Source organism: Actinophytocola sp., from assembly GCF_036002505.1.
GTDB lineage: Bacteria > Actinomycetota > Actinomycetes > Mycobacteriales > Pseudonocardiaceae > DASYTH01.
The window spans coordinates 1-13,717 of the sequence record NZ_DASYTH010000177.1 but is presented as its reverse complement, the minus strand read 5'-3'; the positions used below and the strand labels follow the sequence as shown (position 1 = coordinate 13,717).

The following is a 13,717-nucleotide window of genomic DNA, read 5'->3' as shown; positions in this document are numbered from 1 at the left end:
TCCCGAAGGCCGCCTTCAGGACATTGGTCGAGACCGGGGTCAGGTACGTTGGATCCCGTGCGGATTTGTGGATTGTGCGCCATGTTGGGCGCTGCGGTGCTGCTGGCCGCGTGTGGTCAGGTGAACTCGGCGGTGGAACAGGCGGGCACCGTGCGGGACAAGGCCTCGGTGTGCGCCGACGCGCTGGGGCTCGCGGACCTGAACCCGTTGGTGGACCCGGAAAAGCTCAAGGCCCGCGCAGCCGACAAGGAGCGGCGGCTGCGCGAGCTGGCGGGCAACGTCTCCGATCAGGACGTGAAAGCGTCGCTGGTCACCATGGCCGACTCCTACCTCGAGGTGCAGAAAGAACGCTTCGACGACCTCACCGTCGTCGCCGCCTGGGCGAAACGCAACACCGCCCATCTCGACGCACTCCGCAAAGCGTGCACGTAATACGACATCAGCGGGTCAGTAGTTGCAGGGGTATCGACTGGCCGATGAGCGTGTCGCCGGCGGCGTTGGGGTGGTAGCAGTCGGCGCGGAGATCAGGTGTCATCTCGGTGGGGTTGGCGGGGTTGCGGAGAACGGCGTCGAAATCGAGCACCGCGTCCGGGGTGCCGCTGGTTCGGATCCACTGGTTGACGGCGAGGCGGGCCGCCTCCTTCGTGCTGTCCGCGGGGTTGCACATGGGGAGAACGGTCGCCGAGATGACCCGGACATGGCGGGCGTGCAGCCGCGCGATGATCGTTTGCATGGCGTCGATCACCTGGGCCGCCGGGGCGGGCGGCGCGTTGTCGCCACCGCCGAGGTCGTTGGTGGCTTCGAGGAGCAGGACGGTGCGCAGGCCGGGGACGGAGAGCACATCCCGGTCAAGGCGAACCGGCGCGGGCGGGCCGCAGCACTGCCCGGTCGGGTCGTACGGGTTGGGTTGCACGCTGACGGTGTTGCCGGAGATGCCGGCGTTGGCGATGGCCAGCCGCTGGCCCGGCGGGAGCGCGTTCAGGCGGTCGGTCAGGACGTCGGTCCAGCGCTGACCGGGCGGGCCGATCGCCTGGTACCCGTCGGTGATCGAGTCGCCGAGGGTGACCAGGGTGCCGCGGGCCGCCGGCCGCTCGGCCACCACGAGGTCCATCCACCAGGTCTGCCCCGGGTGGTAGCCGGTCGCGGTGCTGGACGTGTTGCCGGGAATGACCGGCACGCTCGGAAATGCCGCGTCCGACGGGTCGGCCGCGGTGTTGCCGCCGGTGCCGATGTAGGAGGCCGGCGGGTCGAACGCGAACGGCGGGAACGTGTGGTCGTTGACCGGGCTGCCCGGCGCGTAGACGCTGACCGCCAGGTCCTGCTGGGCCTCGACGCTGATCGGGACCGGATCACTCAGCTCCACGGTGCCCGGTGCGATGGCGACCGTCCGGGAACCGCGGAACGTCAGCGGCCGGTTGGACCCCGGGATCAGCCGGGCACCTCCCGGCGCCAGGTTCCGGCCCACCCAGGCGTCCCGGATCCGCACCGGCGCGTCCCCGAACGGATTGCCGAACCGCACCCGGATTCCGCTGCCCGCAACGGAAGCTCGGGCCAGCTGGCGCACGGTCACATCCGGCGCGACCCCGTGCACGCCCTCCAGCGACGCGGCCCAGATGCCCGCCGGATCCCGGCCCACCTCCGGGTCGTTCGCACCGGCCGATCCGGCCGCGGTCAGCGACACGGCGACGGCCAGCGCCGCGGCGCCGCCCATCCACCGCGTGGTCCGGTTGCGCGTGTCTAGCACGATGACCACCTCCAAAAGCCCTGTGAAAGCCCTTTCCTCGGGGATTCTCAACCATCGGAGGTCCATCTGGCGACCCTTCGTCACGACCCGAGCGCATCCGGCGATGATTCCTGACGTGAGGGGAAAAACTCTGGGCATCCTCGTCGGAGCCCTGCTGGCCGGTGCCTGCACCGCGACGCCCGCGACGCCGCAACCCGCTCCCAGCTCGTCATCGTCGGCCGCCGAGACCGCACTCGCCGACTACCTCGACGGGTTGGTGGAGCGGCAGGAGTTCCGCGGCGCGGTGCAGGTCCGGCTCGGAGATCGGGTGCTGCTCAACCGTGGCTACGACATGGCCGACACCGCCACCGGTGTCCCCAACGGCCCGGACACCCGGTTCCAGATCGCTTCGCTGACCAAACAGTTCACCGCACTGGCCGTGCTGCGGCTGCAGGAACTGGGCAAGCTGAGAACCGCCGATCCGGTGTGCGCACATCTCCCCCGCTGCCCTCCCCCGTGGGCACCGATCACCATCGATCAGCTGCTCACCCATACTTCCGGCCTGTTCAGCTACACCGAGCCCAGCGATGCCAAAGACCGCTTCTTGGCCAAGCCCGGTACCCACTTCACTCCCGAGCAGCTGATCGGGACGTTCGCCGACCGTCCGCTGAACTTCGTGCCCGGTTCCCAGTGGGGGTACAGCAATTCCGGGTACGCGGTGCTCGGCTACCTCATCGAGCTGACCAGCGGCCAGGATTACGGAACGTTCCTCCGCCAGCAGATCTTCGAGCCGCTCAAGCTGAACGACACCGGATACCTCGCCAATCCGCAGAACGGGCCCCCGGTCGCCACCGGCTACGCGGACTGGTCAACCGTGGCGACCTACGAGGAGCCCACGGCCGCCTTCGCGGCCGGCGGGTTGTACTCAACCGTCAACGACCTCGCTCGCTGGAACGACTTCCTGCGCACCGCCAACCCGTCCATCGTCGCCCGGGACACCCTCGCCCAACTCGTCCGCCCGAGGATCGCGGTTACCGGGACCGACCATTACGGCTACGGCATCTTCATCAACGGCATGATCGACGACCCGATCTACGTCCACAACGGCGGGAACCCTGGGTTCTCCGCGTACAACGAGATCCGCCCGACCAGTGGGCTCTCCATCACAATGCTGAGCAACCTCGAAACCGCCGACCCCAACGTGATCGGCCACACCCTCGCCAGACTCGCCAGGTAGTGATGGTCACGAGCTGCCAACCAGGACGACCACGGTGCCGGTGGCGCGGGTGACCACGAGGGGTGGATCGAGGACGCGGGCGGCGGACGGGCCGCGGTCGGGAGTGGCGCGGCAGACCACGCGGGCTTCGAACCGAAGCTCGCGGGAGCGGTTGCCGATGCGGGTGATGGTGGCGGTGGCTTCGAGCACGTCGCCGGCCTGGATGGGGGCGAGGAACTCCACGGTGGAGTAGCCGGCGAACAGGCCTTCGTCGCCGTCGGTGCGGATGCAGAGCTCGGTGGCCACGTCGCCGAACATGCCGAGGCCGTAGGCGCCGTCGACGAGGTTGCCGCCGTAGTGGGCGTGCGAGTAGGGGACGTATCGCTTGTGGGTAACCGAGAAACCCTCGACCAGGCTCATGCCGCCCGCCTTTCCTTGACGGCGTGCACGAGATAGCTCGCCACCTCACCGGGTGTGGTGCCGCGGCCGAACACCCGGTCCACGCCCAGCTCGCCGGCCATCAGCGGATCGAACCGGGGACCGCCGGCGACCAGCAGCGGCCGGCGGTCGCCCATGGCCTCACGGAAAGCGGCGGACATCTCCTGGGTGTTGAGGATGTGCGCGTCCCGCTGGGTGACCACCTGGGAAACCAGCACCGCGTCGGCTTTCTCCGCGCGGGCGCGCTTCACCAGGTCGGGCACGCTCACCTGGGCGCCGAGATTGATCACCCGCAGCTCCCGGTAGTACTCCAGGCCCTTCTCCCCGGCGAAGCCCTTGATGTTCAGGATCGCGTCGATGCCGACCGTGTGCGCGTCCGTGCCGATGCAACCGCCGACGACGATCAGCTTGCGGTGCAACAACTTTTTCACCGTGGCGTTCACTTCGGACGGTGGCAGCAGCGGGTACTCCCGCTCCACCACGCGGACCTCGTCCAGGTCGACCACGTGCGAGACCGAGCCGTACACCACGAAGAACGTGAACCCGTCGCCGATGGGATGCGAGTGCACCACCATGGCCGGGTCCATGCCCATCCGGTTCGCCAGCTGCTGCGCCGCGCCGTCGGCCCGTGGCCCGTGCGGCACCGGCAACGTGAACGACAGCTGCACCATGCCGTCGCCGGTGGTGTCGCCGTAAGGACGAACGACGGTCATCGCTCCTCCAGCAGTTCAATGGCCGGATTCCGGTAGCCGTCGGCTTTTTCGACCACCCCGTCGGCGCCCTTTCCCCCATCCGGCGGGCGTTTCATCAACCCGAACGTGCCGTCCGCGATCGCATTCAGCAATCCATCCTCGACGATCCGTTCCAGCAGGTCCACCGCCTCGCCGAGCACCTGGTGCGCCCGCTTGACGATGAACCCGTCCGGCGCCGGCCGGAAGTCCTCGCCCAGGTTTCCGGCCGCGTTCAGCACGTACTTCACGTTGGCCAGCGCCAGATCCCGGTCCGACAGCCACGGCGTGACCACCGCCTCGGTCATCATGCCGACCAGCAGGATGCTCTGCCCGGTCAGCACCCCGGCCAGGTTGAAGAACCCGTCGAGCAGGTGGCCCCGGAACACGTCCCCGGTCATGTGCTTGGTCGGCGGCATCCATTTCAGCGGCGCGTCCGGAAACAGCTCCCGCGCCAGCAGCGCGTGCGCCAGTTCCAGCCGGAACGAGTCCGGCAGCGCCGGGTTGATCTCGAACGCGTGCCCCAGCCCCAGCAGCGGGTCCGGCAGCCCGGCCTCGTGCGCAAAGTGCTCGTTCAGCAGCTGGGACACCGTCACCGTGTGCGCCGCCTCGACCGCGTCCGCGGTGGTCAGGTAGTTGTCCTCGCCGGTGTTGATGATGATCCCGGCCCGCGCGTGCACCTGCCGGGAGAACCGCTGGTCCACAAAGGTTCTGATCGGGTTGATGTCCCGGAACAGGATGCCGTACATGGAGTCGTTCAGCATCATGTCCAGCCGCTGCAACCCGGCCAGCACCGCGATCTCCGGCATGCACAGCCCGGAGGCGTAGTTCGTCACCCGGACGTACCGGCCGACCTCCCGGGACACCTCGTCCATGGCCGCCCGCATGATCCGGAAGTTCTCCTGCGTGGCGTAGGTGCCGGCGAACCCTTGGTGCGTGGCGCCTTCCGGCACGTAGTCCAAAAGGGACTGACCGGTGGACCGGATCACGGCGATCACGTCCGCACCCGCCCGGGCCGCGTTCGCCGCCTGCACCACGTCCTCGTCGATGTCCCCGGTGGCCACGATCAGGTAGATCCAGGGCCGCTGCGGCGGATCCCCCAGCCGCGCCACCAACTTCTCCCGCTGCGCCCGGTTCCGGTCGATCGTGCGCACCCCGCGCCCGACCGCCGCCCGCGCCGCCGACAGTGCCCGGGTCGCGTCCCGCCCGCCCGGCACGATGTACCGGACCTGCCCGGCCGCCGTCGCCTCGGCCAACTCGGTCAGCGAAGCCAACCCCTGCGCCCGCAGCGCGTGGAACGCCGGCAGCACCACGCCGTGCTCCAACCCGCAGTGCTCCCGAACGGTGTCCACCACCCGGTTCACCCACGGCACGTCGCCGGCCCGGTGCGCGGCGTCCGCGCCGGTGATCCCGGCCAGCCGCAACGTCGCGCGCTCCACCGCGACCGTGGTGTGCGCCCGGGCGATCGCGACCACCGGCTCGGCCGCCCGCGCCGCCAACCGCCGCGCCGTGTCCACCACGCGGGGGTCAAGATCCAGCAAGCCGCTCACCGCGCCTCCTCAAGTGCGATGAAGGGGGCCTTTCTCACGCCCAGGGTGAGGAAGGCCCCCTTCATCGCCCTCCGCTCCCCTGCTCATAGATCGTCCGCCCATCCCGCACCGTCCGCACGCACCGCGGCAGGTCCGCACCCGGCTCCACCGACGGAAACCCGTCGCAGTCCCACACCGCGTACGTCGCCGCCGCCCCCACAGCGAGCTCCCCGCCGGACACCCCCGCCGCGTACCACCCGCCGACCGTGTGCGCCCGGAACGCCGCCTCGACCGTGAGCCCGAAGCCAGCCGTCCGGTGGTGCACGGCCGCCCGCACCGCCGCCCACGGATCCACCGGCGTGACCGGGCAGTCCGAGCCCAGCGCCAGCACCACTCCATGGGAAAGCAGCACGGAGAACGGGTTCAGCCCGCTCCCCCGGTCCGGCCCGAGCCGCTGCGCGTACATCCCCGAACGCCCACCCCAGGACGCGTCGAACAGTGGCTGCACCGAGCCGGTCACCCCCCACGCCCCGAGCCGCTCCGCCTGCGCGGCGTCCACCATCTCCAGGTGCTCCAACCGGTGCCGGGCCGCCCGCAGCGCCGCCGCCCCGACCACGGTCTCCGCCTGCGCGAACCCCGCCACCACCGCGGCCACCGCGGCATCCCCGATGACGTGGAACCCGGCCTGGATCCCCGCCCGGGTACACGCCACCACGTGCTCCGCGATCTGCTCCGGCTCCAGGTACAGCGCCCCGCAGGTCGACGGCAGATCCGTGTAGGGCGAACGCAACGCGGCCGTCCGCGAGCCCAGGGCACCATCCACGAACAGGTCCCCGGCGAGCCCCCGAGCCCCGGCCGGCAGCACGCCGCCCCGCTCCGCCCAGTACGGCACCACCTCGGGCAGCGCCTCCCCGGACAGCGCGACGAGATCGTCGAGATCATCGACCGCGGAGATGTCCGGCCCGCCGCACTCGTGCACGGCCGCCACCCCCCTCGCCGCCGCGTGCCGCAGGAACTCCCGCTGCGCCGCCCGCCGCTGCTCCCGCGTGATCGACTCCTTGAACGCGCCGCGCAGCACGTGATGCGCCGCCTGGGTCACCGGCGCGCCGTCCGACCACCCGCTCGCCGCCCGCGCCCCGGGCCGGCGCTCCACCAGCGCGGTCGACACCAGCGCCGAGTGCACGTCGATCCGGGACAGGTACACCGCTGCCCCGCCGGCCGCATCGTCCAGCTCCGCCCGGGTCGGCGGCCGCCGCTCCGGCCACGCGGTCTCGTCCCAACCATGGCCCCACACCAGCGAGTCCGGCGTCGCCCGGGCCCGCACCCCGTCGAGCAGCTCCGCGAGCGAGCCGCACCGGGTCAGGTCCAGACCGGTGCGCAGCAGCCCGGCCTGCGTGACGTGCACGTGCGCGTCCACGAACGCCGGCGCCACGAACGCGCCGTCCAGCTCCACGACCTCGTCGGGGTCACCGTCGAAATCGCGGCCGATCCAGATGATCACCCCGGCCCGCACCGCCAGCGCCGTCGCGTCCGGTGTGGACGGTGTGTGGATCCGGCCGCCGCGCAGCAAAGTGGTCATGACCGAGCAGTCTCGCGTGCCTCGAACAGTTCGCGCACCCCCGCTTCGGCGCGCATCAGGTCCAGCGCGAACGAGGCGTGACCCGGCACGTACCCGTTGCCGATCAGCAGCCGCACGTCCGCGGCCAGCCCCTCGGCGCCCAGCGCGGCCGCGGAGAAGGAAGTCGCCATTGAGAAGAAGACGACCGTCCCGCCATCGGCCGTCGCCAGAATCGCGCCATGCTCGCAGCCCGGGACGTCGACGCAGACCACGGTCACGTCCACCGGCGCGCCCACCGCCTCGGCGACCGCCACCGGGTCGCGCGCGTCGGCCACGACCACTTCGCCGGCGATCCCGGCGCGCCGGACCAGTGCCGCCTCGGCCTCGGTCGGCACCAGCGCGACCAGCCGCCCGGCCCCGGCGCGGCGGGCCGCGACCAGCGACAGCGAGCCGGACTTCCCGCCCCCGCCGAGCACGCACACAGCCGGAGAGCCGCCGTGCTCGCGCACCACCCGGTCGGTGAGCGCGGGCGCCCCGCACACGTCCAGCACGGCCAGCGACAGCGCGTCCGGCAGGTCGTCGGGCAGCACCGCGGCGATGGAGCGCCCGAACAGCACCGCCGTCCCCCGGCACGGCACCTGCTCGCTCGTGCCGTCCCAGCTCGCCAGCCCGTCGTCGATCCGCAGCGGTGTCAACGTCAGCGAGACCAGCGAGGCGACCCGGTCGCCGGGACGCAGCCCCAGCGGCGACTCGGGCCCGGCCGCGCGCACGGTGCCGAGCAGCATCCCGCCGGAGCCGGTGACCGGGTTCTGCATCTTCCCGCGCTCCGTCACGATCTCCAGCACGGCCCGGCGCACCGCGTCCCCGGAGCCGTGCTCGGACCGCAACTGGCGGAACGACGCGGCGTCCAGGTTGAGCCGCTCCACGCCGACCACGACCTCGTCCGGCCAGGGCCGCGGGTCGGGGTCCAGCCGCCACGCCTGCTGCGGGAGCACCCCGGCCGGCTCGAGCACGCGGTGCCGTCCGTAGGGCGAGGACACGCCGCGGACGAGATCGGTCACGTCACACCTGCTCCCGTAGAATTTGCGTTGTACGTGCGTTCTGGCAGCATATCTTTAGGTTGCTCGACCGACGAGGAGTACAGATGACTGCGGCAACGACTGTATCCGACGCGATCGAGAGGACGGCTCGACAGCCGTACGAGTACCGCCGCCAGGAGCTGGTCGAACCCGACTGGCGGCGCTTCCCCGGCTGGAGCCACGTCACCGACACCCAGTGGCGCGACGCGCAGTGGCAGCGCGTGCACTGCGTCAAGAACGCCAAGCAGCTCCGCGCGGTGATGGGCGACCTGCTGGCCGAGAGCTTCTACGACGACCTGGGTGCCGACCAGGAGCGCCTGGCCACGATGTCCATGCTGCTGCCGCCGCAGATGCTCAACACGATGGCGCCGGCCGCCGACGCCGCCGCCTTCACCGACGCCTTCGTGGCCGACCCGATCCGCCGGTACATGCTCCCGGTGGCCAGCGACCGCGACCCGCACTGGCCCAGCCACCCGCACTCGTCCCGGGACTCCCTGCACGAGGCGGAGATGTGGGTGGTCGAGGGCCTGACCCACCGCTACCCCACCAAGGTCCTCGCCGAGCTGCTGTCCACCTGCCCGCAGTACTGCGGCCACTGCACCCGGATGGACCTGGTCGGCAACTCCACCCCGGCCGTGGACAAGCAGAAGCTCATTTTGAAACCGGTCGACCGCCAGGACCAGATGATCGACTACCTGAAGCGGACCCCCGGCGTGCGGGACGTCGTGGTCTCCGGCGGCGACGTGGCCAACGTGCCGTGGCACCAGCTCGAGGCGTTCCTCATGCGGCTGCTGGACATCGACACCGTGCGGGACATCCGCCTGGCCACCAAGGCGCTGGCCGGCCTGCCGCAGCACTGGCTGCAACCCAGGGTGGTCGAGGGCCTGGAGCGGGTCGCCCGCACCGCCGCCCGCCGCGGGGTCAACCTGGCCATCCACACCCACGTCAACCACGCCCAGTCGGTCACCCCGCTGGTCGCCGAGGCCGCCCGCACCGCGCTCGAGGTCGGCGTGCGCGACGTCCGCAACCAGGGCGTCCTCATGCGCGGCGTCAACGCCACGCCCGACGCCCTGCTCGACCTCTGCTTCGCCCTGCAGGGCGAGGCGAACATCCTGCCGTACTACTTCTACATGTGCGACATGATCCCCAACGCCGAGCATTGGCGGGTCGCCGTCTGGGAGGCCCAGGACCTGCAGCACGCGATCATGGGCTACCTGCCCGGCTACGCCACCCCGCGGATCATCTGCGACGTCCCCTACGTGGGCAAACGCTGGGTGCACCAGCTCGCCGCCTACGACCGCCAGCGCGGCATCTCCTACTGGACCAAGAACTACCGCACCGGCATCGAGCTCGACGACCCGGACGCCCTGGACCGCCGCTACCCCTACTACGACCCCATCTCCACCCTCCCGCCCCGCGGCCGGCAGTGGTGGGAGCGGCAAGTCCAAGCCGAGGCGTCCTAGCCGACTTATGGCGTCTTCCACGCCGGTTTTGGATACGAAAGACTCTGGCCAGACCGGTCGCCATCTGGGGTGACCAGCAAGGCAAGGAGTCCTGGCGTGTTCATCCGGAGAAAGCGGACGACGCCGCTGACCGCGACGCTCACCCTGGTTGCGGGCCTGATCGGGCTGACCGCGGCAGTGCCGGCACAGGCGGCGCCCGCGCCCGACATCCTCGACCAGCTCCGGGCCGTGCCCGGCCTGACCGTCGTGTCCGAGCAACCGGCGCCCGCGGGCTTCCGGTTCTTCATGCTCACGTTCCGCCAGCCCGCCGACCACCTCAACCCGCAGGCCGGCACGTTCGAGCAGCGGCTGCAACTGCTGCACCGGGGCACCGACCGGCCGATGGTGCTGCACACCACCGGCTACAACATGCCGGAGTTCCAGTTCCGCTCCGAGCCCACGCGCATCCTGGACGCCAACCAGATCTCCACGGAGCAGCGGTTCTTCCTGCCGTCCCGCCCCGCCCCGGCGGACTGGTCGAAGCTGACCATCTGGCAGGCCGCCACCGACCACCACAAGATCATCAACGCGTTGAAAGGCATCTACGACGGGAAGTGGATCTCCACAGGGGCCAGCAAGGGCGGCATGACCTCGGTCTACCACCGCCGGTTCTACCCGGGTGACCTGGCCGGCGTGGCCGCCTACGTGGCGCCGAACGACGTGGTGAACCGCTCCGACGCGGCCTACGACCGCTTCTTCCAGACCGTCGGCACCGACTCCGCCTGCCGCACCGCGCTCAACGAGTTCCAGCGCGCGGCGTTCAACCACCGCACGGACCTGCTGAACCGGTACGAGGCGTTTGCCACCGCCAACGGCATGACGTTCAACCAGGTATTCGGCTCCGCCGACCAGGCGTTGGAGATCGCCGTCCTGGACACCCGCTGGGCATTCTGGCAGTTCTTCCTGCAGAGCGACTGCGCCGCGGTGCCTCCGGCCACCGCGACCAGCGACCAGCTCTACGACTTCGTCGACAACGTCGCCGGCTGGGCGTCCTACACCGACCAGGGCATCCTGCCGTTCGAGCCGTACTTCTACCAGGCCGCCACCCAGCTCGGCTGGCCCGAGCTGAACCTCAGGTACATCCGCGACCTGCTCCGCTTCCCCCGCTCGTACAACGAGGCCAACACCAGCCTCCCGGCCGACCTCCGCTCCGCCCACGACGCCTGGCCGATGATCGACATCGACCACTGGGTGGGCAAGGACTCGAGCCAGATGCTGTTCGTCTACGGCGCCAACGACCCCTGGGGCTCGGAACCCTTCCACCCCAGCTCGCACGACTCCTACAGCTACACCGCGCCGGGCTTCAACCATGGCGCGAACATCTCCCGGCTCAACCCCGCCGACGCGGCCGCCGCCACGGCCACGCTGAAGCGGTGGGCCGGGGTGGCCACCGCGGCCGCGGCCACGACCCTGTCCACCGCGGAGGCGACCTTCATCCCCGAGCTCGACTCGCACAACCCCGACCTGGACCGCCGTCCGGCCCTGGTGGGCTGACGGCCTCAGGCCCATGAAGGTGGCCTTCGTCCGGCTCAGGGATGAAGGCCACCTTCATGCACATCCCTAGATTGATCACTAGGCTGGGACGCGATGCGACCGTCGCGCTGGCATGCCCTGTTCGTGGTTCCCGTCGTGATCGCCGTGGGCGCGCTCGTTCTCGTCGGTGATCACCCGTTTCCACCGCCGGCCCCGGAGCCCGGGCCGCCCCGGGACGCGCCACGGGTCGTGGTGGCGTTGGGCGACAGCACGATCTCGGGCGAGGGCGCGGGCGACTACGAGCCGGGGACGGACGGGGAACGGGGCGACTGGTGTCACCGGTCGAGCAATGCCTCGATCCACAAGGTGGACCTGCTCGGCATCGCCGGCACGATCAACCTCGGCTGCTCGGGGGCGCCGTCCGCACAGGTCGGGTTGGGGCGGGCGCGCCAGTACACCGAACCCGCACAGGCCGAACGGCTGGGCCAGCTCGCGCGGCACAACCGGGTGGTCGCGGTCGTGGTCGCAGCCGGCGCCAATGATGATCCGCAGTTCGCGCACGTGCTGGACCAGTGCGTGCAGGCCTGGTTCAACCAGTCGCACCCCGGTTGCGCGGACACCGTCGGGCCGGACTGGCGGCGGCGGGTGGACGCGATGGTGCCGAAGCTGGTGCGGGCGCTGACGGACGTTCAGTCCACAATGGACGGTGCTGGGTACGAGCCGGCGGATTACACGCTGGTGCTGCAGGGTTATGCCGCCCCGGTCGGGCCGGACGTCGCCGCGGGGCTGCAGGACCTGTCCGGGTGCCCGTTCCGCTCGGAGGACCTGCGCTGGGTGCGGGACAACGCCGTGCCGGTGCTGACCTCCGGCCTGCGCCGGGCCGCACGCCTGGCCGGCGTCCGGTTCCTCGACCTGTCCCGCGCCGGGGTCGGGCGGGAGGCGTGCTCCTCCGGCAAGGACCCGGGCCGCGAGTGGTTCCGCCGCCTGGCCGTGCAGTGGTCCGACCTGCACAGCGACGAGCGGGCCACCCACGCGCTGCAGGAATCCTTCCACCCCAACGCTTCCGGCCACGCCCAGATCGGCCGCTGCCTCGGCGAGTTCCTCAACACGACCGACCGCGCGGCCGCGTGCCTGCCCGGCACCGACGGCAACCTGCACGCCGCTACCAGCGCCGTCCCGGATTGATCGGCGAGGGCCGACACGTGGCCCGCCTACGGTGAAGCTCATGAAGACCATGGAGCTGGCCGAGGTCGCCGCGATCCTCGCCGAACCCGCCCGGGCGACGATGTGCCTGGCCCTGATCGACGGCCGCGCCTGGACCGTCGGCGAGCTGGCCCGAACCGCCGGCGTGGCCCCCTCCACCGGCAGCGAGCACGTGTCGAAACTGGTCGAGGCCGGCTTCGTCGAAGCGCTTCGACAAGGCCGCCACAGCTACGTCCGGATCACCGACCCCGACGTTGCCGACCTCATCGAGCACCTCTCCCAGCACGCCGCCCACCCACCCCGCACCGGCCTCCGCGCCTCCCTGCAGGCCCGCCGCCTCGCCACCGCCCGCACCTGCTACGACCACCTCGCCGGCAAACTCGGCGTCGCCCTTCGCGACGGCATGCGGGGCCAGGGCCTGATCGACGACCGCACCGGCCTCACGCTCACCCCCACCGGCGCCAAAACCCTGACCTCCCTTGGCATCCCCCTCCCTCACCCCAACGGCCGCCCCCAACTCCGCGACGGCCTCGACTGGACCGAACGCCGCGAACACCTCGCCGGCGCCATCCCCGCCGCCCTCCTCCACCACGCCCTCGAGTCGAACTGGCTCCACCGCAACCCCGACCGCTCCCTCCACCACCACCCCACCGCCCACACCCCCTTCACCAAGCTCGGCGTCGACCTCGAAGCCCTCATAAGCGAGAAGGACGCCGCCTAGCCCGGCACCGCGTGTTGGCAGCTCACGTCGTCGTGTTGGCGCGTGATGTCGTCATGTTGGCATGTGGCGTTGTTGTGTTGGCCGGCCACGACGATGCGTGCAGTGGATCATCGAAAGGCCACGCGGACCGGTAATGGTCGTCGAGCGTCGGCACCACGCCAGCGGCCAACATACCGACGCGAGAGGCCAACACAACCGCGCCAGGCGCCAACACGCGGGACCTGGCGGCCGAAAACGGTCAGAGGGCCGGGGAGCGGGCTTCGAAGGGGGTGGATAACACGACGGTGGTGCGGGTGGAGACTTTGGCGGCTTCGCGGATGCGGCGTAGCAGGTCCTCCAGCGCCGTCGGGGAGGCGACGCGGACCAGCAATACGTAGGAATAGTCGCCGGCGACGGAATAGCAGGATTCGATTTCGCGGATGGATTCGAGGCGTTGGGGGTAGTCGTCCGGGGCCCCGGGGTCGGTGGGGGTGAGCGAGATGAACGCGGTCAGGGGGAGGCCGACGGCGTCGACATTCAGCCGGGCCGAGTAGCCGCGGATCACGCC

General features: G+C 70.8%; 13 protein-coding genes. 6 read left to right on the top strand and 7 right to left on the bottom strand.

Translation table 11 applies throughout. The annotated features are described in order from the left end of the window. Positions 1-81 precede the first annotated feature (81 nt). Positions 82-432 (top strand): hypothetical protein, encoded by a 351-nt coding sequence (locus VGR06_RS14970; RefSeq protein WP_327559676.1) that lies wholly within the window; start codon positions 82-84, stop codon positions 430-432. Positions 433-439: 7 nt separating this feature from the next. Here VGR06_RS14970 and VGR06_RS14965 read toward each other — a convergent pair whose 3' ends face one another. After that, a complete protein-coding gene (locus VGR06_RS14965) occupies positions 440-1,744 on the bottom strand; it encodes a GDSL-type esterase/lipase family protein (RefSeq protein WP_327559675.1) in 1,305 nt (434 codons plus the stop codon). A gap of 115 nt (positions 1,745-1,859) precedes the next feature. Here VGR06_RS14965 and VGR06_RS14960 point away from each other — a divergent pair, with 115 nt between their 5' ends. Next, entirely contained in the window at positions 1,860-2,960 is a 1,101-nt protein-coding gene (locus tag VGR06_RS14960) for a serine hydrolase domain-containing protein (protein ID WP_327559674.1), read from the top strand. Positions 2,961-2,966: 6 nt separating this feature from the next. On the opposite strand, the gene VGR06_RS14955 is transcribed toward VGR06_RS14960, so the two are convergent. The 5 genes from VGR06_RS14955 to VGR06_RS14935 form a co-directional block, all read right to left on the bottom strand. Then, the gene (locus VGR06_RS14955) at positions 2,967-3,359 is read right to left on the bottom strand and encodes a hotdog domain-containing protein (protein ID WP_327559673.1); all 393 of its coding nucleotides are present in this window, start codon (positions 3,357-3,359) and stop codon (positions 2,967-2,969) included. Further along, the gene (locus tag VGR06_RS14950) at positions 3,356-4,090 is read right to left on the bottom strand and encodes an OAM dimerization domain-containing protein (protein ID WP_327559672.1); all 735 of its coding nucleotides are present in this window, start codon (positions 4,088-4,090) and stop codon (positions 3,356-3,358) included. The genes VGR06_RS14955 and VGR06_RS14950 overlap by 4 nt, the downstream gene beginning before the upstream one ends. After that, positions 4,087-5,655: a lysine 5,6-aminomutase subunit alpha gene (locus VGR06_RS14945; protein WP_327559671.1), complete on the bottom strand. Its 1,569-nt coding sequence runs from the start codon at positions 5,653-5,655 to the stop codon at positions 4,087-4,089. The genes VGR06_RS14950 and VGR06_RS14945 overlap by 4 nt, the downstream gene beginning before the upstream one ends. A gap of 61 nt (positions 5,656-5,716) precedes the next feature. Next, positions 5,717-7,213, bottom strand: a complete 1,497-nt coding sequence (locus VGR06_RS14940; RefSeq protein WP_327559670.1) for an amidohydrolase — start codon at positions 7,211-7,213, stop codon at positions 5,717-5,719. Continuing rightward, the gene (locus VGR06_RS14935) at positions 7,210-8,253 is read right to left on the bottom strand and encodes an L-erythro-3,5-diaminohexanoate dehydrogenase (protein WP_327559669.1); all 1,044 of its coding nucleotides are present in this window, start codon (positions 8,251-8,253) and stop codon (positions 7,210-7,212) included. The genes VGR06_RS14940 and VGR06_RS14935 overlap by 4 nt, the downstream gene beginning before the upstream one ends. Positions 8,254-8,336: 83 nt before the next feature. Between VGR06_RS14935 and VGR06_RS14930 the strand changes: the two genes are divergently transcribed. The 4 genes from VGR06_RS14930 to VGR06_RS14915 all read left to right on the top strand — a co-directional run bounded on the left by VGR06_RS14930 (position 8,337) and on the right by VGR06_RS14915 (position 13,170). Then, entirely contained in the window at positions 8,337-9,734 is a 1,398-nt protein-coding gene (locus tag VGR06_RS14930) for a lysine 2,3-aminomutase (protein WP_327559668.1), read from the top strand. A 96-nt stretch (positions 9,735-9,830) separates the two neighbouring features. Continuing rightward, positions 9,831-11,267 (top strand): S28 family serine protease, encoded by a 1,437-nt coding sequence (locus VGR06_RS14925; protein ID WP_327559667.1) that lies wholly within the window; start codon positions 9,831-9,833, stop codon positions 11,265-11,267. A 93-nt stretch (positions 11,268-11,360) separates the two neighbouring features. Continuing rightward, positions 11,361-12,431, top strand: a complete 1,071-nt coding sequence (locus tag VGR06_RS14920) for a GDSL-type esterase/lipase family protein (RefSeq protein WP_327559666.1) — start codon at positions 11,361-11,363, stop codon at positions 12,429-12,431. 40 nt (positions 12,432-12,471) lie between these two features. Further along, complete coding sequence (locus tag VGR06_RS14915) at positions 12,472-13,170, top strand: helix-turn-helix domain-containing protein (RefSeq protein ID WP_327559665.1); 699 nt, start codon at positions 12,472-12,474, stop codon at positions 13,168-13,170. A 238-nt stretch (positions 13,171-13,408) separates the two neighbouring features. Here the strand turns inward: VGR06_RS14915 and VGR06_RS14910 are convergent. Then, a partial coding sequence (locus VGR06_RS14910; protein ID WP_327559664.1) for an Lrp/AsnC family transcriptional regulator occupies positions 13,409-13,717 on the bottom strand: 309 nt, incomplete at its 5' end.

Excerpts from the sequence above, each read along its gene's own strand:
- VGR06_RS14930 (WP_327559668.1), top strand. The coding sequence starts at position 8,337 with ATGACTGCGGCAACGACTGTATCCGACGCGATCGAGAGGACGGCTCGA.
- VGR06_RS14915 (WP_327559665.1), top strand. The coding sequence starts at position 12,472 with ATGAAGACCATGGAGCTGGCCGAGGTCGCCGCGATCCTCGCCGAACCC.
- VGR06_RS14970 (WP_327559676.1), top strand. The coding sequence starts at position 82 with ATGTTGGGCGCTGCGGTGCTGCTGGCCGCGTGTGGTCAGGTGAACTCG.
- VGR06_RS14955 (WP_327559673.1), bottom strand. The coding sequence starts at position 3,359 with ATGAGCCTGGTCGAGGGTTTCTCGGTTACCCACAAGCGATACGTCCCC.
- VGR06_RS14920 (WP_327559666.1), top strand. The coding sequence starts at position 11,361 with ATGCGACCGTCGCGCTGGCATGCCCTGTTCGTGGTTCCCGTCGTGATC.
- VGR06_RS14940 (WP_327559670.1), bottom strand. The coding sequence starts at position 7,213 with ATGACCACTTTGCTGCGCGGCGGCCGGATCCACACACCGTCCACACCG.
- VGR06_RS14950 (WP_327559672.1), bottom strand. The coding sequence starts at position 4,090 with ATGACCGTCGTTCGTCCTTACGGCGACACCACCGGCGACGGCATGGTG.